We start from the raw sequence: 23,421 nt of genomic DNA, 5'->3' as shown, positions 1-23,421 counted from the left end.
CGCTCACCCCGCCTTCCTGATCTCGACATCTTGACCTGATCGCACTGTACGATGCATCATAAGCGAGCGCTTAGATTATGAGCGAATGCTTAGGTGACGAAGGAGTCCGATGGCCACCCCACTCTCCCGACGCGATCTCGAGTTCCTCCTGTACGAGTGGCTCGACGTCGAAGAGCTGACCAAGCGCGAACGTTTCGGTGAGCATTCCCGCGAGACGTTCGACGCGGTCCTCGAGCTGAGCGAGGATCTCGCCACCAAACGGTTCGCGCCGTTCAACAAGCTCGGCGACCAGAACGAACCGTTCGTGGGCGAGGACGGGAAGGTCGTCTTGCCGGCGGAGATCGAGGCCGGCATCTCCGAGTTCGTCAAGGCCGGATTGATGGCCGGCTCGTTCGACGAATCGGTCGGCGGGATGCAGCTGCCGACCGTGATCAGCCGGGCGTCGAGTGCGTGGTTCCAGGCGGCGAACGCCGCGATGTCGTCCTACACCTTCCTCACCGTCGGCAACGCGAATCTGCTCACCGAGTACGGCACCCCAGAGCAGATCGACACGTGGGTACGCCCGATGGTCGAGGGACGCTACTTCGGGACGATGTGCCTGTCCGAACCCCAGGCCGGTTCGTCACTGGCCGACATCACGACCAAGGCAGAACCGCAGTCCGACGGCACCTACCGGATCACGGGCACCAAGATGTGGATCTCGGCGGGCGAGCACGAGCTGTCAGAGAACATCGTTCACCTGGTGCTTGCGAAGGCACCAGGCGGAGGGCCCGGCGTCAAGGGCATCTCGTTGTTCATCGTGCCCAAGTATCTCGCCGACGGCACCCGCAACGACGTCGCGCTCGTCGGCCTCAACCACAAGATGGGCAACCGGGCGACCACCAATACATTGCTCAACTTCGGCGACGGAACACACCTGGACGGCGGCGCCGTCGGCTATCTCGTCGGCGAAGAGCATCGCGGCCTGAGTTACATGTTCCACATGATGAACGAGGCGCGTATCGGCGTCGGATTCCTCGCCACCTCGCTGGGCTATGCGGGTTACCTGGCCTCTCTCGAGTACGCCAAGGTCCGCACGCAGGGCCGACCTGTCGACCAGAAGGATCCGGCCGCCAAGCCGATCCCGATCATCGAACACGCCGACGTCAAGCGAATGCTGTTGGCGCAGAAGTCCTATGTGGAAGGCGCACTGGCGCTCGGCCTGTACTGCAGCAAGCTCGTCGACATCGAGTCGACGAGCACCGGTGACGACCGCGATCGCGCGACCCTGCTGCTCGACGTCCTGACCCCGATCGCCAAGAGTTGGCCGTCGCAGTGGTGCCTGGAGGCCAACAGTCTCGCCATCCAGGTCCACGGCGGTTACGGCTACACCAAGGAGTTCGATGTCGAGCAGTACTACCGCGACAACCGGCTGAACCCGATCCACGAAGGTACCCACGGGATTCATGGTCTGGATCTGTTGGGCCGCAAGGTCGTGATGCAGGGCGGTGCCGGACTCGCTCTGCTGGCCGAGACCATCGGGGCGACCATCGAGCGGGCCGGCAGCGTGGAAGCCGTCGCAGGTTACGCCGCCGAACTCCGCGCCGCGCTCGAGCAGCTGGTCGCAACAACCGCCGCCGCATGGTCCACCGGCGATCCGGCGGTGGCGCTGGCCAACGCCACCGCCTACCTCGAGGCCGCCGGACACATCGTCATGGCGTGGCTCTGGCTCGAGCAAGTGCTCGCGGCAGATGAGAAGACCGGTGACTTCTATGACGGCAAGCGTGCTGCGGCACAATACTTCTTCCGCTACGAGTTGCCGAAGACAGCCGCTGCGCTGAACCTGGTCGCCACCCTCGACCGGACCACCGTGGATGCCGATCCCGCCTGGTTCTGACGCACCCTGATCCCTACCCGCCGGTTGTGATCAATCCGGTTCCGACACAAGGAGACACACATGCCCGTGATGGACCTGTTCGACCTATCCGACAAAGTCGTCGTCGTCACCGGCGCGTCCTCCGGACTCGGGGTCGCCTTCGCCAAGGGCTTCGCCGAGGCCGGCGCCGACATCGTGCTCGCCGCACGTCGCGCCGATCGCCTCGCCGAAACCGCGGCGATGGTGGAGGCGCTGGGCCGCAAGGCCCTGTCGGTTCCGGCCGATGTCGCCGACCCCGACCAGTGCCAGGCGGTCATCGACGCGGCCATGGAGACGTTCGGTCGCGTCGACGTGCTGATCAACAATGCCGGCGTCGGCACAGCCGTCCCCGCGACCCGCGAGACACCCGATCAGTTCCGCTCGGTGATCGACATCAACCTCAACGGGTCGTATTGGATGGCCCAGGCGTGTGGACGCGTGATGCAGCCGGGCAGCGCGGTCATCAACATCTCCAGCGTCCTCGGCATCACCACCGCCGGACTGCCGCAGGCCGCGTACGCGTCGAGCAAGGCCGGCGTCATCGGTCTCACCCGGGATCTCGCCCAGCAGTGGGGCACACGCAAGGGAATCCGCGTCAACGCCATCGCGCCGGGGTTCTTCGAGAGCGAGATGACCGACACCTACCACGACGGCTACCTCGAATCCCAGCTGCCGCGGGTCGTACTCGGGCGAATGGGCAAGGGCGAGGAACTGGCCGCCACCGCGATCTGGCTGGCTTCGCCGGCATCTGGCTACGTGACCGGTCAGACCGTCGCGGTCGACGGTGGTGTGACGGTCACTTAAGTATCCGTCAAACGACAGACGTCAGATCTCGAATCCAGCAGGAGCACTGTGCGATACGTTGCTGTCGGCGACAGTTTCACCGAAGGCGTCGGAGATGAACCGGACGGTGTCACTCCGCGCGGATGGGCCGATCTGGTCGCCGAAGGACTGGCCGCCCACCACGGGGGCATCGAGTATGCCAACCTCGCCATCCGCGGCCGGTTGCTCGCGTCGATCGCCACCGAGCAGATCGACGCCGCATTGTCTCTCGATCCCCTGCCGACACTGCTCACCTTCAACGGCGGAGGCAACGACATGCTTCGCCCCGGAAGCGATCTCACACAACTGATCGAACTCACCCGCAGCGCGGTACGACGCTGCCGGGACGCGGGGATCGAGGTCGTGCTGCTGGCCGGCGCGGACCCCTCGGCAGGTCTGCCGTTCAGCGACGCCATCCGGGGTCGCGGCGAATTCCTCACCACGCAGGTGAGCGCACTGGCCGTCGAGGAGTCCGTGCGGTTCGTCAATGTGTTCGGCGACAGTGAGATCCGTCAGCCGGTCTACTGGTCCGATGATCGTCTGCATCTCAACCCGACCGGCCATCGGCGGGTCGCGGCCCACATCCTCCGGGCGCTGGGAGTCGAGACGGCCACGATGCCGCAGCGACCCGAGGACCCGGTCGGCGGACGACGGTGGGCGGGCGACCTACGGTTCGCCCGTGCCCACCTGGCACCGTGGGTGATCCGCCGTCTACGCGGCCGGTCGTCGGGTGACGACCGCGCCGCGAAGCACCCCGCGTGGGTCCCGGTTCCCGCCACGATGAGCCAGGCGTCGCCGGAGGCGCCGTAGCCTCTGCCACTGGTCTTCACCGCCGCCGTCGATCACGGCGACACCCGCGCCTGCGCGAAGTCGGCGGGTGCCGGCCGGCCCGCACCCTAAACTGGTCGGCAATGGATGCCTCGCCGCCGATACTCCGTGAACCCCTCCACCAGGTCGATCCTCGCGCCCTGACCATGTGGCGGATGACACCGCTCCTGCCGGCCATCCCGCTGCTGGCGGTCGCCGTCGTCCTCGCCTGGATGGTCGACACAATCCGTTGGCCTGCGCTGGTGGTCGCGGTGCTGACCGTGCTGATCGCCGCCTTCTTCGTCACCGTCGTGCCGGTGTGGAGGTATCGATTTCATCGGTGGGAGGTCACCGAGGACGCTGTCTACACCCAGTCCGGATGGTTCGTGCGGAGCCGGGTGATCATCCCCATCGCCCGCATCCAGGTCGTCGACACCGCGGCGGGACCGATCGAACAGCTGTTGAACCTCGCGACACTGACCGTCACCACCGCATCGTCGGCCGGGACCATCCGGGTCGTCGGGCTCGACGCCGCGAGCGCCCGTCGAGCCGCGGCAGATCTCACCGCACGCACCCAGGCACACTCCGATGACGCGACCTGAGCAGCCCCTCCCGCCCGGCGGCCGCCCACCGGTCGCCGACGCACTCGACGACAACCCCGACGAATGGCATCGGCTGTCGCCCTGGATGATCGCGGTCAAGCCGATAGAACAGTTGCCCCAGCTCATCCCGCTGGTCATCGCCATACTCTTCGCCGGACGCGGCGCCCCGAGCCTCAGTATCATCCTCACGGTCGTCGCGGTCCCGCTGGTCACCATCGTGCCGTGGCTGGTCACCCGCTATCAGGTGACCGAGGAACACGTCCGCGTGCGGAGCGGACTGCTCACCCGCAAGGTCGCGACAGCACGGCGCGATCGGATCCGGAGTGTTGACCTGACCGCATCCCTGCCCCATCGGGTGCTGGGTCTGAAGAAGATCCGTATCGGCACCGGCGGCGACAAGGACTCGTCGGTGGTGGAGCTCAACGCCATCACCGCGACTGATGCCGACGCCCTGCACGACCACCTGATGGCGACGGCCGCACGCGTCCGGCGATCGGATGTCAACGCTGCCGGCACGCACCCACCCTCGACTCCCCCACAGCTGCTCTCGCAGCTTCGACTGTCCTGGTTGCGGTTCGCACCGTTCCAGATGACCGGGTTCGCCGCAGCCGCCGCCGCGGGTGGGCTGGCAGCACAGTTCGCCAATGACGCGGGCCTGTTCGAGCAGGGGGCGACCGCCGCCGAACAGGCCGTCGACCGCGTCCGCGACGTCCCGGTGCCGGTGGTGATCACCGTCGTCGTGCTCGCGGTGCTCGCCGTCGGCGCCCTGTTGTCGGTCGGCGGATACGTGCTGGGGTACTGGAACTTCTCGCTGGCTCGCAACCCGGACGACGGCACCCTACGCATCCGTCGCGGTCTGCTGACCACGAATGCCTCCAGCCTCGACGAGAACCGCATCCGCGGCGTGCACCTGCATCAACCGGTGTTGATGCAGCCGCTGGACGGGGCCCGCCTCCATGCCATCGCCACGGGTTCGTCCAAACATCCACTGCTGTTGCCACCGGCACCGGCCGCCGAGGCCATCCGCGTCGGTCGGCTGGTGACGCACGGCGACGGCGAACTCATAGGACGGTTGCGCCGGCACGGCCACGTGGCACTGGTACGCCGTGTCACCCGCGGATTCTGGTCCGGCCTGGTGGCGGCCGCGATCCTGGCAGCCCTGGTCGCCGGCCCTCTGACCTGGCCGTGGCTGATCCTCGCAGTTCTCGTGGTCCTGATTTCATGCCTCCTCGGCATGGTTCGCTATCACCATCTCGGTCACGACATCACCGACCGGTCGGTGGTCATCGCGCCGCCGCGGATCGCGCGTCACCGGTACGTCCTGGACCGTACGGGCACCGTCGGCTGGGCGTCGCGGGCGTCGGTGTTCCAACGTCGCCAGGGCGTGGAGACCGTCATCCTCGCCACCGCCGCAGGATCGGAGGCGTACGCCGCCGTCGACCTCGACGAATCCGCCGCCGCCGAACTGATGGCGACCGTGTCGCCGGATCTGCTCGCGCCGTTCCTGACACGCTAACGAACGAGCGAGCGTCCCGGACCGGAGGAACAAGCGAAGCGTCACCACCCCGGCCCCTGAGGAGCCTCGCGAGGAACAAGCGAACCGTCACCAACCCGGCCCCTGAGGAGCCTCGCGAGGAACAAGCGAACCGTCACCAACCCGGCCCCTGAGGAGCCTCGCGAGGAACGAGCGATGCGTCACCAACCCGGTCCCTGAGGAGCCTCGCGAGGAACGAGCGATGCGTCACCAACCCGGTCCCTGAGGAGCCTCGCGAGGAACGAGCGATGCGTCACGAAGGGCCCAACGCGTGCGGCCCTCCGCTAGCGCCCACCCCGGGAGAAGGCGCGCCCAGACATGCCTAGTGAGACGATTGACCAGGTTATTTGAGACTTTTTCCCGAATCAGTCCCAACGGTCCGTCGGACAGTGGTAAACCCACAATCAGTCAGTGCTGACTGATTGGAAGGGACGGGGACATGAACGACGAGGACACCAACGAGGACAAGGGCCGGTTCTCTCGCCGGTCGGCGTTGACGGGGGCGGCGGCGGCCGCCGTGCTGGCGGGCACCGCGGTCGCCATGCCGAACGTCACAGTGCCATCGGCACAGGCAGTTCCACGGACCGGCCGGGGTCGGGGACGTGAGGTCGCCATCTTCGGCGGTGGTATGTCCGGACTCGCCGCGGCACACGAACTCGTCGAACGCGGGTTCCGCGTCACCGTGTACGAACCGGCGTATCTCGGCGGGAAGGCACGCAGCCACGACGTTCCCGGCACCGCCCGTGGCGGTCGTCTCGCCCTGCCCGGTGAGCACGGTTTCCGCTTCTTCCCCGGCTGCTACCGGCATGTCCCGGAAACGATGGAACGAATCCCGGTGGCCGGCGGCACCGTCAGGGACCGTCATCTCATCAGTGTCGAGACGGCGGTCATCGCCTTCGACGACTCCGGCTACGCTCCCACGACGGCCCCGACATCCCTCGTGGGAGCCGTCCAACACGGTCCCGCGGTCCTCGAACTGGACAACCTCCGCAACGCCCTGACAACGGGACTCAAATTCGTCGCCGACGTCCCGCCCGACGAGCTCGCCTATTTCGTGACCCGCGAGCTGATCATCGCGACGAGCTGCGAGGAACGACGACTCGGCCAGTGGGAACAGCAGTCCTGGGTACAGTTCGTCAAGGCGAAGGGCAAATCGTCGGCATATCAACGGTATCTGGCCGGTGCCCTCACCCGAGCCCTGGTGGCGGCGAAGTCGCAGACCGCGTCGGCACGCACCATCGGGCAGATCGGATTGGCCCTGGCGACATCGGCGACCGGGTTGCTCGGCCAATACGACGCCGGCCTCGTGCAGGGTGGTGTCGACCGAATCCTCAACGCCCCCACCAGTCACGCGTGGATCGATCCGTGGGTGGCCTACCTGCGTGGTCGCGGAGTCGAATTCGTGATGGGCGACGGGGTCGCAGACTTCCAGGTCTCGGATCGGCGGGTGACGGGTGCGCGCCTGACGTCCGGCGGAACCGTGACTGCCGACTGGTATGTGGCGGCCATCCCGATCGATCGACTCAAACCGTTGCTCACCGGAAGCGTGCTGCGCGCCGATCCATCGTTGGCGGGCATCCGGCGCCTCCAGGACGACTGGATGGTGGGGATCCAGTACTTCCTCTCCCGCCAGACGGAACTGCCACCCGGCCACATCGCCGCCTTGGGCACACCGTGGGCCCTGACCGGCCTCTTCCAGGCACGACCATGGAATGTCGACTTCGCCAAGACCTACGGCGACGGCCGAACCCGTGATTGCCTGTCCATCGACATCTCCGACTGGGACAAGCCCGGCATCCTCTACGGCAAGCCCGCCAGACGTTGCACCAAGCGGGAGATCGCCCGCGAGGTGTGGGCGCAGATGAGTCGCGCCATGAACTCCGCAGGCAACAGGTTGCTGCGCAGCGAGGAGATCGTCACGTGGTCACTCGACCCCGGGATCACATGGTCGCCACAGATCGCCAACGCAACCCCGCTGATGGTGAACACGGCCGGTTCCTATCACCACCGGCCCACCGCCCACACTGCAATTCGGAACCTCTTCATCGGCGGCGATCACGTCCGCACGAACATCGATCTGGCGACGATGGAAGGAGCCAACGAGTCCGGGCGTCGAGCGGCCAACGCGATTCTCGCCGCGGCGGACAGTCCCGCACGACCGGCATCGGTGTTCCCATTGGCAGAGCTACCCATGCTCGATCCGATCAAGGCCGAGGACCGCGCGCGCTATCGCGCAGGGTTACGCCACTTCCTCGATGCCTGAGCGGGGTGGCGTCGGCGGATAGGATCGGTGGGTGAACGCAACGGCGCACAACCTCCCGCGCGGCGAGGGTGCCGGCACGCAGCAACGCGGTGACCGCACCCGTCATCAGATCATGGATGCAGCGATCCGTGTGCTCGTCGAGCGCGGTTACGCGCGGGCCAGCACCCTCGCGATCCAAGCCGAGGCGGGTGTCAGCCGCGGCCGCCTGCTCCACCACTACCCCTCGCGCGACCGACTTTTCATGGCCGCCGTCGACCACCTTGCTCGCACGCGAATCGAGGAGATGCCATCCCAGGTCGACTGGCCGGACAATCCGGCAGCACGGATCGGCCCGGCGATCGAACTCGGCTGGAGTACCTTTCATCAGCCCTACTTCGTCGCGTCCATGGAGTTGTGGATCGCGGCACGGACCAACGAACAACTGCGTAGCGCGCTGCTGCCGACCGAACGACGACTCGGACCGACCGTACGACAGGCCGTCGCCGGGTTCCTCGGCGACGAGTTGACCGCTCACCCAAGGTATCCCGAGCTGTATCCACTCTTGTTGTCCAGCATGCGCGGCGTGGCCACGACCTACCTGATCGATCGCCGGGACCCGCGAACGGATCCGCATCTGGATCTGTGGAAGGCGATGACGCGGACCTACCTGCTCTGATCGCGACCGGGCGCGCGCGGCCGGTCACTACCATGGGCATCATGACCTCGACCCAGCTGCGCGCGTTCGTCGCGATCGTGCGGACCGGGTCGGTCAAGCAGGCGGCCGCCGAGCTCGGCCTCACCGAGCAGGCGGTGTCGATGCATGTCGCGCAGCTCCGCAAGAGCCTGGGCGATCAGCTCTTCCGGCGGACACATTCCGGCCTCGCGTTCACGCCGGGCGGGCTGCGGCTGGCCGCCCGTGCCGTGGAGATCCTCGGATTGCAGGATCAGACCGTGAGCGAGGTCGAGGCGGCCGCCGGCGGCCGGCGCACGATCAGGGTGGCCGCGTCCAGCTTGTTCGCCGAACATGCCGCCGGAGGTCTGATCGACCTGTTCACCAAACGGGCGAAGGATCTCGAGGTGGAACTGAGTGTCCAGCCGCCAGATCAGTTCTCTTCTCTGCTCGCCTCGCGTGCCGTCGACGTCGCGATCGGACCGGCACCTCTGGAAACCGAGGCCGGCCACGACGGTCCCGCCCTGAGCGTCAAGGAGTTCCTCACCTACGACGTCGAGGTGATGGCGGCGCCCTCACATCCGCTCGCGCGGCGGCGCGTGAGTCCCGAGGAACTCGCGGGCACCCCGTGGAATCTCGGCCCGTCGGCAGCCGGCAGACGCGGTGCGATCCCCGAGATGCTGGCACGCCTCGGTGTTGCCGAGGATTGCCAGCGGATCTTCCAGAGCGATGCCGCGGCCTGGGAGGAGACACAGCGCGGCACCGGGTTGACGCTGGCGCTGACATTCGCCGTGCACTCGGACCTGCAGACCGGGCGACTTGTCCGGGTGGACGGCGCAAAAGCGCACCGCCGCGAGACGTGGAGCGCGATGGCACTCTCCCACGACGCCACCCGCACTGCCGACGAGCTCATGCGCTTCGTCGCGACCCCGAAGGCCATGCAGGCGATGCTGCGCGGATCCGGTGTCCCGGTGAAACATTTTCGTCCGGCCGTCTATGTCACCCTGTGGAATTGAGCGAGACTCCACGGAACCTGCGATTATCGACGGCGGGCCTCGGTGATCGCCGTGATCATCCCGGTGAGGTCGTCGACGGTCGCTGCCGGAAGAAACCGATCACAGTACGGTAGAGCTGCGGCCATTCCACCCACCAGTGGTTCGTAGCCGGGAGCTCCGGCACGCGGATTGAGCCAGATCACCGTGAACGTCCGGCGCGCGATCCGGGCCATCGCCCGCTCCAGACGGGCCGGATCATCGGAATCCCATCCATCTGAGGCGATCACACAGATCGAACCGCGCAGGCTCTGCGCATGACGCGACGCCAGCAGCGCGTCCAGACTCGCCGCGATACGGGTGCCGCCGAAGCGATCCACCACCTTCGCACCCGCCAACTCGACGGCATCGTCGATGGACGAGGAGGCCAGGATCGGCGTCATCCGGGTCAGTCCTGTACTGAATGCGAACGTCTCACTGCGGCCGCGCCGAGACAACGCACGCATGATGTGCAGATACGCTCTCGCATAGCCCTGCATGGACTGGGAGACATCGCAGACCATCACGATAGGTCGGGCCCGCCACATCGGCCCGCGATAGACCACATCGGCCACCTCCCACCCGGTGTGCCGTGAGTTCGCCAGCGTGCGGCGCAGATCGATCCGACGCCCTGCGACCAGAGTGCGCTCCCTGCGCCCGCGGCGTTTCGGCCACCTCTCCGCGGCCCCGTCCAGCCAGGCCTCGATCAACCGGAGTTGGCCGTGATCCAACCGATCGAACGGGACCCGCGCGATCGCCTCGATCGCGCTCGGCCGCGGAATCCAGACCGGTGCGCCCTCCCCGTCCTCGACGGTGTCGTCGGTGACCGCCATCCGCGGCAACGTCGCCCATGGCAACCCGTCGGAGGTGTCATCCGCACCGGCATGTGGGCCGGGCACCGCCATCGACTGATCGCCTCGCGGCGCCGACACCGAGCCCCGCAGTGCCACCGGGTCCAGGGAGAACACCGCGTCGTCGAAGACCGCGGCAAACACCGCGTCGAACCTGCCTAGGTCAGAGTGCCTGCGCACCAGAGTGATCCGCGCGAACCAGTAGAGCTCGCGACGAACGGACACGGATCCACGCGGCATCGCCTCCAACGCGCGACAGAACGCCGACGCGTCGGTTTGCCCGACCGGTACGCCCGCGGTGCGGAGCCGCTCGGTGAATCCGGCGGCGAACGCGGCGCGATCGATGCGCGCGAGGACCGGCCCGCCGGTCATCGACCCGCGGCCCCGAATCGTCGAACCGCAGCCATCACAGGAAGGCCCCGCGGTCGAGCGCCTCGACCAGGGTCTCCTGGTCGTCGGGCGTCTTCACCAGCGTTCCGAGGGTGGGCTGCACCGTAGTCGGCATCAGTTCGGAGACTCCGAGCGTGATGAGCGCCGACACCCAGTCAATCGCCTCCGCCATGCCCGGCGGCTTGTCGAGGTCGAGTTCGCGGATACGGCCGACGAACACGGAGGCGTCGGCGATGAGGCTGTCGGAAGCGCCATGGACGGTACGACGCAGAACGGCGGCGACCTGCGCCGCCCCGGGGTATGGGATCCAGTGATACAGGCATCGGCGCCGTAGCGCCTCATGCAGCTCTCGACTTCGGTTGGAGGTGAGCACGACCAGTGGCCGACGCCGGGCGTGGATGGTGCCGAGCTCGGGAATGGTGACCGCCCCCTCGCCGAGGAACTCGAACAGCAGCGCCTCGAATTCGTCGTCGGCACGGTCGATCTCGTCGATGAGCAGGACCGGCGGCTTCTCACCCTCATACCGGATCGCGGCGAGCAGGGGTCGCTCGGAAAGGAACTCCGGCGCATACAGATCGGCATCGGCGAGTGGTTGGCCGCGGGTCTCGGACATCTTGATGGCCAACAGCTGTCGCTGATAGTTCCACTCGTAGAGTGCATCGTGTGCGGCCAGACCCTCGTAGCACTGGAGTCTGATCAACTCGGTGTGCAGCGCCGCGGCCAGGGCGGTCGCCGCAGATGTCTTGCCCACTCCCGGTTCACCTTCGAGCAGGATCGGCATCTGCAGCGAGGTGGCCAGGAACAACGCGGTGGCCAGCCCCTCGTCGGCGAGGTAGTCGACGGAGTCGAGAAGCTGCGCAACGTCGTGTGGTGAGGAGAACAGTGGGTCGCCGGAATCCATCAGGCGGGCCTCACCGAACCGACGTCCGGCGCGTTCGCCAGCAGTCTGCGGTAATCGTCTTCGGTGTCGACATCGATCGGAGTGTCGGTGTCGATGTCGACGGTGATCAGATCGGCGCCCGCCGCATCGATCAATCGCCATACACCCTTGTCGCCGTGCAACTCGGCCACGGCGGGAAAGATCGAGCGTCCCAGCCAGAACGGGTGACCGAGGCCGTCTCGGTACCGGACGGCGCCGATCGGTGACCGGCACGCCGCGGCCACCAGCGCGTGCACCGCCGCACCCTGCACGCCGGGCTGATCGCCCAACAGCAGTACCGCTCCGTCTGCGGCGGCATCGATGTGCATGATCGCCTTCCGGATCGATGACGAGCAACCGGTACCGAAGTCGTCGTTGCGCACCACGGTGACACCGTGCAGATCGACACCGGCCGCCACGTCGTCGGCGCCCGCGCCGAGGGTGACGAGGATCTGGTCGAATCCCTGGCCTCGAACGCGGTCGAGCGTCGCGCCGAGCAGGGTGCTCCCCGCGTACGGCAACAACTGTTTTGGTCGGCCGAGTCTGCGGGAGCCGCCGGCCGCGAGCACCACCGCGCACACCGGTGCCGTCATCGGGCCGCCTGCAGGCCGCCGGTCGCGCGGGCGATGAAGGTGTTGCGACATCCGGGGCAGCAGAACCAGTGTCGGCCGGAATCGTCGACGTATTCCGGGGTGTCCTCGGTCACCAATACCGTCATCCCGCAGATCGGGTCCACCTCCCGACGGATTCCGGGCCGCGTGAGGGCATCCTCGCCGGGACGTCTGCCGGTGTCGATCGCGGCCGGCTCCGTTCGTGCGGCGATCCCCCCACGCCGGATGGCCGCGACCACCTCGGCGAGTACCGACAACGCGATCTCCGGCGGCGTCACCGCGCCGATGTCGAGCCCCACGGGCGTGTGCACCCGGTCTCGTTGGCCCGCCGTCAGTTCCATCGCATCCAGCAACGCGGCTCCCCGCGTCCGGCTCGCCACCAGGCCGACGAACGGCACGTCGTGATCCAGTGCGGACCGGATCAGTCCGGCCTCGTCACCCCCGTGGGTACACACGATCGACGCCACCGCCCCGTCGGACGTCGCCATCGTCGGCTCACCTGGTTCGGCGGAGTCGTCATGAGCAACATCGAATCCCAGCAACCGTGCCTGCTCGACGACCGCCAGTGCGATGGGAGTATCACCGACGACGTGGACGATCCGGGCGGGCAACACCGGCTCGATGAAGATCTCCAGGGTCCCACCGGACAGACACGGGTTGACCGCCACCCTCGCCCCCGGCGTCTCCGGATAGTCCTCGGCGCCGTCGGGGACGATACGCAGCAGCAGACCCTCGCCGTCGGCGATCGAGTCGACGGCCGCCAGACGGACCGATTCGGCCGTACACTGACCGCCCGCGAATCCGTGCATCTGCCCGTCCGCGGTCACCAACGCCTGATCACCCGCATGCGCGGAGGTCGGCGACTGGGCGCGCACCACCGTCGCCCGCGCGAACGGGATACGCCGACCGGTGAGTTCGGCCGCGAACTCGGCGAGCGACCTCCGATCATCGGTTGACATGCGGGCTCCTCTCGTTGCCGGTCTTCTGCTGCTGGTCTTCTGCTGCTCGTCGCCGCTCCTGGTTGTCGCTGCCGGTTCTCGCTGCTCAGATCGGCGGTTGTGCCCGACCCCGCATCGCCTCCCAGACCCGCGACGGGGTCAACGGCATGTCTGCGTGGCGAATCCCGAACGGCTCCAGTGCGTTCACCACCGCGTTGACCACCGCGGGCGGCGAGCCCACCGTCGCCGACTCGCCGACGCCCTTGGCGCCGATCGGGTGGTGCGGCGACGGAGTCACGGTGTGCCCGGTCTCCCAGTGGGGTACCTCGAGCGCGGTCGGGATCAGGTAGTCCATCAGGGATCCGTTGAGGCAGTTGCCCGATTCGTCGAACTCGATGACCTCCATCAGCGCCATGCCGACGCCGTCGGTGAGACCACCGTGCACCTGTCCCTCGATGATCATCGGGTTGATCCGGGTGCCACAATCGTCGACCGCCACGAATCGCCGCACCTTGACCACTGCGGTGTCGGGATCGATGTCGACCACACAGATGTATGCGCCGAACGGATAGGTGAGGTTGGCGGGGTTGTAGACCACCGATGCGTCCAATCCTCCCTCCACGCCGGGCGGGAGGTCACCGGCACCATGTGCCTTCATGGCGATGTCGGCGATGGTCACCGACTGACCGGGATCACCCTTGACGTGAAACGACCCCTTCTCCCACTCCAGATCCGCGACCGACACCTCGAGCATGCCCGATGCGATGAGCTTCGCCTTGTCGCGAATCCGGCGCGCCGCGACCGCGGCCGCCGCCCCCGACACCGGTGTCGATCGGCTGCCGTAGGTGCCGAGACCGAACGGCGTGTTGTCGGTGTCGCCGTGGACGACGTCGATGTCGTCCGGCGGGATGCCGAGCTCCTCGGCCACGATCTGCGCATAGGTCGTCTCGTGTCCCTGGCCCTGCGACTGCACGGACAGCCGCACGACGGCCTTGCCGGTGGGATGCACGCGCACATCACATCCGTCGGCCATGCCGAGCCCGAGAATGTCCATATCCTTGCGTGGCCCGGCGCCGACGGCCTCGGTGAAGAATGCGACACCGATCCCCATCAGCTCGCCGCGCTCGCGCTTCTCGGCCTGTTCGGCGAGCAGCGCGTCGTAGTCGGCGATCCGCATCGACTCGACCATCGCCGCGTCGTAGTCGCCGGAGTCGTACACCCACCCGGTCTTGGTGGTGTACGGGAACTGGTCGGGACGGATGAAGTTCTTGCGCCGCAACGCGATCTGATCCATCTTCAGTTCATAGGCGAGACAGTTCACCAACCGTTCGACGAGGTAGACCGCCTCGGTGATCCGGAACGAACACGCATAGGCGACACCGCCGGGCGCCTTGTTGGTGTAGACCGCGGTCATCGAACAGTACGCGGCCTCGAGTTGATAGCTGCCGGTGAAGACACCGAAGAATCCCGCCGGGTACTTCACGGGTGCGGCAACGCCGTTGAACGCGCCGTGGTCGGCGAGCACGTTGGTGCGGATGGCCAGCATCCGGCCGTCCTTCGTGGCGGCGATCTCACCCCGCATCACATAGTCGCGGGCGAAACCGGTACTGGTCAGGTTCTCGGTGCGGTCCTCCATCCACTTGACCGGCTTGCCGGTGACGATCGATCCGACGACGGCGCACACGTAGCCGGGATAGATGGGCACCTTGTTGCCGAATCCGCCGCCGATATCGGGTGAGATGACCCGGATCTTGTGCTCGGGAATCCCGGCGACGATCGCATACAGGGTGCGGTGGGCATGCGGCGCCTGACTCGTCGACCACAGCGTGAGTTTCCCGTCGACCCGGTCGAAATCGGCCACCGCGCCGCAGGTCTCCATCGGGGCCGGATGCACCCGCGGGTACACGATGTCCTGGCTGACCACCACGTCTGCGGATGCGAACACCGCGTCGGTGGCGGCCTTGTCCCCGGTCTCCCAGTCGAAGACGTGGTTGTCGGTCTTGCCCTCGAGATCGTCGCGGATGACCGGCGCCGACTCGTCGAGGGCCTGGCGCACGTTCCAGACGGGTTCGAGGATGTCGTAGTCGACGTCGATGAGCTCGAGCGCATCCCGTGCCGCATAACGGTCCTCGGCCACCACGGCCGCGACCTCCTGACCCTGGAACCGCACCTTGTCGGTGGCCAGGACCGCCTGCACGTCGTTGGACAGCGTCGGCATCCAGTCCAGTCCCAGACCTTTGAGCGTCTCGCCGGTGATGACGGCCTTCACCTTGGGTAACGCCTCGGCCGCCGAGGTGTCGATCGAGACGATCCTCGCGTGGGCGACCGGGGAACGCAGGATGGCCATGTGCAGCATGCCGGGCAGTTGCACGTCGTCGACGTATCGACCGAGACCGCGGATGAAACGTGGATCTTCCTTGCGGAGCATCCGGCCGTACCCGACCGGCTTCTGGTTGTTGTCGACCAGATCCGCCGCCGCAGGCTCCGGAGGTGTGGTGATGGTCATCGGACCGCTCCTGCCGTGGTGTCCTCGGTCGCCGCGTCGGCGGTGGTGTTCTGTTCCTGCGCGGCACCGTCGGGATGTCGCGCGGCCCACTGCACCGAACGCACGATCGTGGTGTACCCGGTGCAGCGACAGATCTGCCCGCTGATCGCTTCGCGGATCTCGTCCTCGGTGGGGTCCGGGTTCTCGTCCAGCAGCGCACGAGCGGTCATCAGCATGCCCGGGGTGCAGAATCCGCATTGCAGCCCATGGCATTCCATGAACCCTTGCTGCAGCGGATCCAGGGTGGTGCCCTGCTCCAGGCCCTCGACGGTCCGCACCTCATGGCCACCGGCCATGGCGGCGAGCACCGTGCACGACTTCACCGGCCGGCCGTCCAGCTGCACCACACAGGTGCCGCAGTTGCTCGTGTCGCAGCCCCAGTGGGTCCCCGTCAACCCGAGATGGTCGCGGAGGAAGTGCACGAGCAACAGGCGCGGCTCGATGTCGCGGGTCACCGACTCACCGTTGACGGTCATCGTCACTTGCATCGAAATCTCCTCTGTATCAGGGCTGTCACGGTCAGGGCTGTCACGGTCGGGGCTGTCGCGGAACTCAGGCCGACGTCGCCGCGCCGACACCCAGCCGCTCGGCGCTGCGGCGAAGGGCACGTTTGGTCAGCTCGTCGGCGAGATGCCGTTTGTATACGACGGTTCCGCGGCCGTCGGTCACCGGATCACACACCTCTGCGGCGATCTCCCCGGCCCGTGCCCAAGCGGCCTCGGTCGGCGCCTGACCCCGCAACGCCTCCGAGATCGCCGGGATCCCGGTGGTGTTCGCACCGACCGCAGCCAGGCCGACCCGCGCGTCGGCGATCGCCCCGTCGGTCAGCCACAACGCCGCGCCGGCGGCCACCACGGCCCAGTCGCCCGCGCGGCGCTCCACCTTCTCGTACGCGCTGGCGCCACCGGAGCGGATGGGGATCCGGACCTCGGTGAGCATCTCGTTCTGCTCGACCGCCGTCTCGTAGGGTCCGCGATGGAACTCGGTCATGGTGACCACCCGCTCGCCATCGGCACCACGGATCACGCAGCTCGCGTTGAGCGTGGCGCAGACACTCGACAGGTCCTCGGATGGGTCGGCCTGACAGAGGGACCCGCCCAGGGTTCCCCGGTTGCGGACCACGGGGTCCGCGATCACCTTCTCGGCGTCGCGAAAGATGGGGAAGGCCGCGAACAGCGGGTCGTTGGCCAGCAGTTCGCAGTGGCGGGTCATCGCGCCAATCCGCACGTCGTCGTCGGTGAACCGGATGTAGCCGAGCTCGTCGTGGAGATCGTTGATGTCGATGAGGTATTCGGGCGTCGCGAGCCGGAGTTTCATCATCGGGAGCAGACTGTGCCCGCCCGCGATCAACCGGGCCTCGTCACCCAGCCGCCCGAGGAGACCGATGGCGTCGTCGACGCTCGTCGCACGTTCGTATTCGAAGGGAGCCGGTACCTGCATGGTGTCTCCTCTGGTGGGACTCGACAGATCTACTGGGACTCGACGGAGTGGTGAGTCTCGACCGAATGTCTGGACCCGAGCGGACGTCGGGTCCCACTGCCGGCGCGGTGGGCCTCTCCGGGGTGGATGTCATCGGTCAGCCGGGCCAGATTGAGCCCGCTGCCGCCTCGTCGCCTGGCGATGATCTCGGCGACGATGGACACCGCGGTCTCGGCAGGCGTGCGTGCCCCCAGGTCGAGGCCGATGGGCGAATGCAGACGGGCGAGATCCGCGTCGGAGGCCCCCTCCTCGCGTAGTCGGCGCAGCCGGTCCTCGTGGGTTCGCCGCGACCCCATCGCGCCGATGTAGGCGCCCTCCGGTGTCTCGAACGCGGCCAGCAGGGCCGGCACGTCGAACTTGGGGTCGTGGGTGAGCACACAGATCGCGGTGCGCGAATCGACTCGCCCGGCGGCCATCTCGGCGCGTAGGTAGCGGTGCGGCCAATCGACGACGACCTCGTGTGCGGCGGGGAACCGATGCCTCGTGGCGAACACGCCGCGGGCATCACAGACCGTCACGTGGTAGCCGAGGGATGCACCCGCCTGTGCGACCGCGGCCGCGTAATCGATGGCTCCGAAGACGATCATGCGGGGTGACGGCGCGAAGCTGTTGACGAACACGGTGATGCCGTCGCCGGTGCGAAGGCCCTCGGAACCGTATCGGAGAATCGATGTCTCCCCGAGGTCCAACAGACCACGGGCGTCCTGGGCCACCACCCGGTCGAGGTTCTCCTCGCCGAGCGTGCCGCTAGCGCTGTCCGGCGTGACGGTGAGATGGCTGCCGACGAGCACAGCAGCGTCCGAACTCGAGGTCACGGTGGCCACGGCGATCGGGCGACGCGCTTCGACGGCGTCGGCGAGCTCGCCGAGATCGGGCCAACTCTGCTGCGACACCGCCTCGCAGAAGACGTCGAGGATGCCGCCACAGGTGAGACCGACGGCGAATGCGTCGTCGTCGGCGATGCCGTATCGATCGGCCTGCGGCACACCGGACTGCATGACGTCGCCGGCGAGTTCGTACACCGCGCCCTCGACGCACCCTCCGGACACCGACCCGAGTACGTTGCCGTCGGCCAGCCGGATCGCTGCCGCACCCGGTTGGCGCGGCGCCGACCCGGACGTCGTCACCACGGTCGTCAACCCGACGGTCTCACCGTTGCGCCAATGCTCCACGAGCGTGGTCAGGATCTCTCGCATCTACACATCCTCGACTCGAGCGGACACACCATTGTGTCCCGCGTCACAGCGTGACGCTGTCCAGTCTGCGCCGATTCGGCGCAGCGTCAACCCACACCTCAGTGTTCACTGAGGTTAGGGCGACCTTCCTCTCCGGGAAACGTATCCCCACCCCGGTTCGTCGGCGCGTCGTGCGGCGCCCCCTGTGAAATAGTGATGACGCCACGACGCACGCAAGCGCCCTGATCGCCTTCAGGACGACGAACGGAGAAGCATCCATGGCCCCAGAACCATCGGAGACACGACGTCGGCTGCCGATCTGGGGCTTTGTGCTCCTGGTCATCGGCTACCTCCTGGTGATCCAGACGGTGCCCGAGCTGACCAAGCCGAGCGGCACCGAGTACGGGAATTTCGAGAGCATCGCCGAGATCACGCGAGGCCTGTGGGTGACCACCGGCCTCGGCTGCCTGATCGTGGTGATCGTGATCGGGGTCCTCCGGTGGTGGCGTCCGGTGTTCGTCGAAGAGCACCGGCTGCCCCGCTGGGTGTGGGTGTTCCCCATCGTGCTGCTGATCGCAGTGGCCGCCGGGACCGCCTATTCGCGGCTGGCCGACAAGGGCCTGACGTACACCATCCTGCTCTTGATCGGCACGATGGCCGTCGGATTCAGCGAGGAAGGCATCTTCCGCGGCGTGGGTGTGGTGACCTTCCGGGAGGCGGGCTACAGCGAAGGGATGGTCGCGCTGTGGACGTCGGTGATCTTCGGTCTGGCGCACGCCACCAACATCTTCTCCGAGGGGCTCGGCGCGATCCCGCAGGTGCTCACCACCGCGGTCGCAGGCTATTTCTTCTACCTGACCCGCCGGGTGTCCGGGTCACTGATCGCCGCCATGGTGATGCACGGGTTCTGGGACTTCGGGTTGTTCACGTGCACCATCGGTGACTCGATCAGTCTCGGCGCGTTCCTGTTCATACTCGCCGACATCGTGCTCGCGATCGTCGCGCTGGCCACCATCCGCAAAGTGTTTCCACGTAAGTCGCCGGAGAGCGAACCCGCGGCCTCCTGAGCCCATTCCGTTGGGTCGGACTCCCAACGCTCCGTGACTTCGGCTGAATCGATGACTTCGGCTGAACCGATGGATTCGGCTGAACCGATGTAGAAGCACGATTATCTCCGCTGTACAGATGCAACACCGCGCTGAATCATGGTTTCCAACGAACCGATTCCATGAACAGCGGAGGTTGAGATGACCGACCAGCAGATCGAGGTCCTCGTCGTCGGTGCGGGTCAGGCCGGCATCGCGATGAGCGAGCACCTCGGCGCGCAGGGCGTGCCACATCTCGTGGTGGAGCGTGACCGGGTCGCCGAACGTTGGCGCTCGTGGCGATGGGATTCCCTCGTCGCCAACGGACCGGCCTGGCACGACCGCTTTCCCGGCCTCGAATTCGACATCGACCCCGATGGCTTCGCGACGAAGGAACAGGTCGCCGACTACCTGTGCACCTATGCCGAGAAGATCGACGCCCCCATCCGCACCGGCGTGGAGGTGCGAGCGGTCCGTCGCAACGACGGACGCCCGGGATTCACCGTCGAGACATCGGAGGGCACGATCGATGCGCGCTACGTCGTCGCCGCGACCGGCGCGTTCCAGAAGCCGGTCATTCCCCCGGTCGTGCCACCGGACACCCGCATCCACCAGATCCACTCCAGCTCGTACCACAATCCCGAAGAACTGCCCGAGGGCGCCGTGCTGATCGTCGGCGCCGGCTCGTCCGGCGTCCAGATCGCCGACGAGCTGCGCAGATCCGGGCGTCAGGTCTACCTCGCGGTCGGGCCCCACGACCGTCCGCCGCGCAGCTATCGCGGACGCGACTTCTGCTGGTGGCTGGGCGTTCTCGGCAAGTGGGACATGTCGTCCCCACCGCAGGGAGCCGAGCACGTGACCATCGCCGTCAGTGGCGCACACGGCGGCCACACCGTCGACTTCCGTTCGCTGGCCGCGAGCGGCATCACCCTGCTGGGCCGAGCCGGCACCTACGCCGACGGCACCCTGGAGTTCGATGACGACTTGCGCGCCAACATCGACGCCGGCGACGCGAACTACCTGTCGATGCTCGACGAGGCGGACGCCTTCGTCGCCCGCACCGGACTCGATCTACCCGCGGAGCCCGCTGCGCGCACTCTCGGGCCCGACCCCGCCTGTGTCACCGACCCGATCCGGCATCTCGATCTCGCCGCCGCGGGGATCACCTCGATCGTGTGGGCAACCGGCTTCGCCCACGACTACGACTGGCTGCAGGTGGACGCCTTCGATGAGGACGGACGGCCGCGCCACCAGCGCGGCGTCTCGTCGGAGCCGGGTGTCTACTTCCTCGGCCTGCCGTGGCTCTCGCGGCGCGGATCGAGCTTCATCTGGGGTGTGTGGCACGACGCGAAGTACCTCGCCGATCAGATCGCGATCCAGCGGGGCTATCTGGCCGCGTACCCGGCCGGCGAGAACACGCCGTACGCCGATATCCCGGAGCCGCAACCGGTTTCCTGACATCCAGCCCCGATCACCACTGCCGAGAGGATCATCGCCGATGACCAGCACGCACACGCCCGAGGTGACCCACACCCGCATCCGGCCGTTCAACACCCGCGACACCTACCCCGAACAGAACCTCGACAACGATCTGTGCCAGGCCGTGGTGGCCGGCGGAGTGGTCTATCTGCGCGGACAGATCGGTCAAGATCTCGACACCCGCGAATCGGTGGGCATCGGCGACGTCGAGGCCCAGACGGAGAAGGCGATGAGCAACATCGCCCTGCTGCTCGACGAGGCCGGCAGCTCGGTGCGCGACATCGTCAAGGTGACCGTGTACCTCACCGACATCCGCTACCGCGAGACCGTCTACCGCGTGATGGGTCGCTGGCTCAAGGGTGTCTACCCGGTGTCGACGGGGCTCGTGGTCGAGGCATTGGCCCGCCCGGAGTGGCTGGTGGAGATCGACGCCACGGCCGTGCTCAGCGAGTCGAAGGAGACCGGCCGATGACCCTGTCACTGGTGGCACGCGACCGCGAGACGGGCGCCTTCGGCATCGTGATCTGCTCGTCGAGTCCCGCTGTGGCCGCCCGCTGCGCCCATGCGCGAGCCGGCGTCGGTGTGGTCGCCTCCCAGAACATCACCAACCCCGCTCTCGGTCCGGCCGTCCTCGACCAGCTCGCCGACGGAGCGACCGCCGAAGCTGGACTGAAATCTGCACTGGCACAAGAGCAATTCCCGGAACACCGCCAACTGACCGTCGTCGACACCCACGGCGACACCGCGGCGCACTCCGGTGCGCACAGCCTCGGTGTCCACGCCGACGCACAGGGTGACGGTGCCGTCGCCGCCGGAAACCTGCTCGCCGACCGGGACGTGATCGCCGCGATGCTGTCCGGTTATGTCGAAAGCGGTTCGGACACCCTCGAAGAGCGTCTCCTCGACGGTCTCCGCGCGGCTCTGCGCGCCGGGGGTGAGGCGGGTCCGGTGCATTCCGCGGGCCTGCTGGTCGTCGACGATGTCCCCTGGCCGGTCACCGACCTGCGCGTCGACTTCGCCGAGGACCCGCTCACCGACCTGACCAACCTGTGGCAGATCTGGCAGCCACAGAAGAACGACTATCGCGTGCGTGGCGTCGACCCCACCCGGGCACCCTCCTACGGCGTACCGGGGGACCTGTGACAGCCCTCGATGAGGTTCTGACGTCGCGCGTGGCGTCCGCACACCCGGGTCTGGTCGCACTGTCCCGCGATCTCTTCGATCATCCCGAGGTCGCCTGGGAAGAGGAGCGTTCCGCACGTCGGGTGGCCTCGTCGTTGACGGATGCCGGGTTCGACATCACCGAGCGGTATTGCGGCCTCGACACCGCGTTCGCCGCACGGATCGGCACCGGGAACCTGCACATCGCGTTGTGCGCCGAATACGATGCCCTCCCCGGCCTCGGGCACGCCTGCGGGCACAACCTGATCTCGGCCATCACGGTGGGAGCAGCGGCGGCGCTCGCACCCCTGGTCGACGATCTCGGTGTGACCCTCTCCGTTGTCGGCACCCCTGCCGAGGAGGGCGGCGGCGGAAAGATCGAACTGCTCGAACGCGACGGATTCGCCGGCCAGCATGCGGCCGCGATGGTCCACCCCGGGCCCGCCGATGTTGCCCGCGCACATCCGTTCGCGGTGTCGCACAGCCACATCGAATACCACGGGAAATCCGCGCATGCGGCCGCCTACCCGGAGCGTGGCACCAACGCCGCCGACGCATTCACCATCGCGCAGATCGCGATCGGCCTTCTCCGGCAGCAGCTCCCCTCATCGGTGCGGGTACACGGCATGATGACCCGCGGCGGCGAGGCACCCAATGCCATCCCCGAACACACCGAGGGACGCTGGTACGTGCGCGCCGAGACGCTCGCCGAGCTCGCCGAGGTGGAACCCCGGGTCATGCGCTGCTTCGAGGCCGGGGCGCTCGCGTCCGGCGCAACACTGACCGTGACGCCGGAATCCAAGCCGTACGCCGAGTTTCGCACCGACGAACTCCTGCTCGCCTGCTACGAGAGGCGAGCGCTCGCGGCCGGCCGACGGTTCGGCACCGGACCCGACACGACGATGTCGCGGGCATCCACCGACATGGGCAACGTGTCCCAGGTGTTGCCGGCGATCCATCCCTACATAGGCATCGACTCACTGCCGGCGGTCAATCATCAGCCCGAATTCGCCGCCGCGACCATCACTCCCGCGGCCGAGACCGCCATCGCGCAGGGCGCACTCGCGCTCGCCGGCACCATCGTCGACGCGGCCACCGAGTCCGCCGTCCGCGGCCATCTGCTGTCCGCCAACCCGGCCTCCGGGTAGCCGCGGCCACCACCCGAGCCCCCGCTGGCCGAGTAACC

At 67.4% G+C, this 23,421-nt stretch carries 21 protein-coding genes; 13 read left to right on the top strand and 8 right to left on the bottom strand.

Annotated elements, in window-relative coordinates:
• Positions 1-109 precede the first annotated feature (109 nt).
• The 8 genes from AC4AMJ_RS05070 to AC4AMJ_RS05035 all read left to right on the top strand — a co-directional run bounded on the left by AC4AMJ_RS05070 (position 110) and on the right by AC4AMJ_RS05035 (position 9,587).
• On the top strand, positions 110-1,876 hold the full coding sequence (locus AC4AMJ_RS05070) for an acyl-CoA dehydrogenase (protein ID WP_489917430.1): 1,767 nt from the start codon (positions 110-112) through the stop codon (positions 1,874-1,876).
• Positions 1,877-1,936: 60 nt separating this feature from the next.
• Positions 1,937-2,698 carry an SDR family NAD(P)-dependent oxidoreductase gene (locus AC4AMJ_RS05065; protein ID WP_489896654.1) on the top strand — a complete coding sequence of 254 codons (762 nt, stop codon included), beginning with the start codon at positions 1,937-1,939 and terminating at the stop codon, positions 2,696-2,698.
• Between the two features lie 48 nt (positions 2,699-2,746).
• Positions 2,747-3,526: an SGNH/GDSL hydrolase family protein gene (locus AC4AMJ_RS05060; protein WP_489896655.1), complete on the top strand. Its 780-nt coding sequence runs from the start codon at positions 2,747-2,749 to the stop codon at positions 3,524-3,526.
• A gap of 173 nt (positions 3,527-3,699) precedes the next feature.
• Positions 3,700-4,125: a PH domain-containing protein gene (locus AC4AMJ_RS05055; RefSeq protein ID WP_489896656.1), complete on the top strand. Its 426-nt coding sequence runs from the start codon at positions 3,700-3,702 to the stop codon at positions 4,123-4,125.
• Positions 4,112-5,641, top strand: coding sequence for a PH domain-containing protein (locus AC4AMJ_RS05050; protein ID WP_489917429.1), 1,530 nt, complete (start codon positions 4,112-4,114; stop codon positions 5,639-5,641). Before AC4AMJ_RS05055 ends, AC4AMJ_RS05050 begins: the two co-directional genes overlap by 14 nt.
• A gap of 457 nt (positions 5,642-6,098) precedes the next feature.
• Positions 6,099-7,922, top strand: coding sequence for a hydroxysqualene dehydroxylase (locus AC4AMJ_RS05045; RefSeq protein ID WP_489917428.1), 1,824 nt, complete (start codon positions 6,099-6,101; stop codon positions 7,920-7,922).
• 31 nt (positions 7,923-7,953) lie between these two features.
• Positions 7,954-8,577 (top strand): TetR/AcrR family transcriptional regulator, encoded by a 624-nt coding sequence (locus tag AC4AMJ_RS05040; protein ID WP_489917427.1) that lies wholly within the window; start codon positions 7,954-7,956, stop codon positions 8,575-8,577.
• Between the two features lie 41 nt (positions 8,578-8,618).
• Positions 8,619-9,587 carry a LysR family transcriptional regulator gene (locus tag AC4AMJ_RS05035; protein WP_489917426.1) on the top strand — a complete coding sequence of 323 codons (969 nt, stop codon included), beginning with the start codon at positions 8,619-8,621 and terminating at the stop codon, positions 9,585-9,587.
• A gap of 23 nt (positions 9,588-9,610) precedes the next feature.
• Here the strand turns inward: AC4AMJ_RS05035 and AC4AMJ_RS05030 are convergent, their stop codons facing one another.
• The 8 genes from AC4AMJ_RS05030 to AC4AMJ_RS04995 all read right to left on the bottom strand — a co-directional run bounded on the left by AC4AMJ_RS05030 (position 9,611) and on the right by AC4AMJ_RS04995 (position 18,531).
• Complete coding sequence (locus AC4AMJ_RS05030) at positions 9,611-10,825, bottom strand: vWA domain-containing protein (RefSeq protein ID WP_489917425.1); 1,215 nt, start codon at positions 10,823-10,825, stop codon at positions 9,611-9,613.
• A 34-nt stretch (positions 10,826-10,859) separates the two neighbouring features.
• On the bottom strand, positions 10,860-11,744 hold the full coding sequence (locus tag AC4AMJ_RS05025) for an AAA family ATPase (RefSeq protein ID WP_489917424.1): 885 nt from the start codon (positions 11,742-11,744) through the stop codon (positions 10,860-10,862).
• A complete protein-coding gene (locus AC4AMJ_RS05020; protein WP_489917423.1) occupies positions 11,744-12,355 on the bottom strand; it encodes a nucleotidyltransferase family protein in 612 nt (203 codons plus the stop codon). The genes AC4AMJ_RS05025 and AC4AMJ_RS05020 overlap by 1 nt, the downstream gene beginning before the upstream one ends.
• Positions 12,352-13,332, bottom strand: a complete 981-nt coding sequence (locus AC4AMJ_RS05015) for an XdhC family protein (RefSeq protein ID WP_489917422.1) — start codon at positions 13,330-13,332, stop codon at positions 12,352-12,354. The genes AC4AMJ_RS05020 and AC4AMJ_RS05015 overlap by 4 nt, the downstream gene beginning before the upstream one ends.
• Before the next feature lie 85 nt (positions 13,333-13,417).
• Positions 13,418-15,817 carry an aerobic carbon-monoxide dehydrogenase large subunit gene (locus AC4AMJ_RS05010; RefSeq protein ID WP_489917421.1) on the bottom strand — a complete coding sequence of 800 codons (2,400 nt, stop codon included), beginning with the start codon at positions 15,815-15,817 and terminating at the stop codon, positions 13,418-13,420.
• Positions 15,814-16,344: a (2Fe-2S)-binding protein gene (locus tag AC4AMJ_RS05005; RefSeq protein WP_489896667.1), complete on the bottom strand. Its 531-nt coding sequence runs from the start codon at positions 16,342-16,344 to the stop codon at positions 15,814-15,816. Before AC4AMJ_RS05005 ends, AC4AMJ_RS05010 begins: the two co-directional genes overlap by 4 nt.
• A 64-nt stretch (positions 16,345-16,408) precedes the next feature.
• Positions 16,409-17,296: an FAD binding domain-containing protein gene (locus tag AC4AMJ_RS05000; protein WP_489917420.1), complete on the bottom strand. Its 888-nt coding sequence runs from the start codon at positions 17,294-17,296 to the stop codon at positions 16,409-16,411.
• Between the two features lie 29 nt (positions 17,297-17,325).
• A complete protein-coding gene (locus tag AC4AMJ_RS04995) occupies positions 17,326-18,531 on the bottom strand; it encodes an XdhC family protein (RefSeq protein WP_489917419.1) in 1,206 nt (401 codons plus the stop codon).
• A 257-nt stretch (positions 18,532-18,788) separates the two neighbouring features.
• Here AC4AMJ_RS04995 and AC4AMJ_RS04990 point away from each other — a divergent pair, with 257 nt between their 5' ends.
• The 5 genes from AC4AMJ_RS04990 to AC4AMJ_RS04970 all read left to right on the top strand — a co-directional run bounded on the left by AC4AMJ_RS04990 (position 18,789) and on the right by AC4AMJ_RS04970 (position 23,383).
• Entirely contained in the window at positions 18,789-19,577 is a 789-nt protein-coding gene (locus AC4AMJ_RS04990; protein WP_489917418.1) for a CPBP family intramembrane glutamic endopeptidase, read from the top strand.
• Positions 19,578-19,757: 180 nt separating this feature from the next.
• Positions 19,758-21,053: a flavin-containing monooxygenase gene (locus AC4AMJ_RS04985; RefSeq protein WP_489917417.1), complete on the top strand. Its 1,296-nt coding sequence runs from the start codon at positions 19,758-19,760 to the stop codon at positions 21,051-21,053.
• Positions 21,054-21,093: 40 nt separating this feature from the next.
• A complete protein-coding gene (locus AC4AMJ_RS04980; RefSeq protein WP_489917416.1) occupies positions 21,094-21,546 on the top strand; it encodes a RidA family protein in 453 nt (150 codons plus the stop codon).
• Entirely contained in the window at positions 21,543-22,217 is a 675-nt protein-coding gene (locus AC4AMJ_RS04975; RefSeq protein ID WP_489896673.1) for a DUF1028 domain-containing protein, read from the top strand. The genes AC4AMJ_RS04980 and AC4AMJ_RS04975 overlap by 4 nt, the downstream gene beginning before the upstream one ends.
• The gene (locus tag AC4AMJ_RS04970) at positions 22,214-23,383 is read left to right on the top strand and encodes a M20 family metallopeptidase (RefSeq protein WP_489896674.1); all 1,170 of its coding nucleotides are present in this window, start codon (positions 22,214-22,216) and stop codon (positions 23,381-23,383) included. Before AC4AMJ_RS04975 ends, AC4AMJ_RS04970 begins: the two co-directional genes overlap by 4 nt.
• Positions 23,384-23,421 lie beyond the last annotated feature (38 nt).

The sequence above is a fragment of the Gordonia sp. LMA484 genome, from assembly GCF_058129505.1.
The sequence above is the reverse complement of the archived record's forward strand: the minus strand, read 5'-3'. Positions and strand labels throughout refer to the sequence as shown.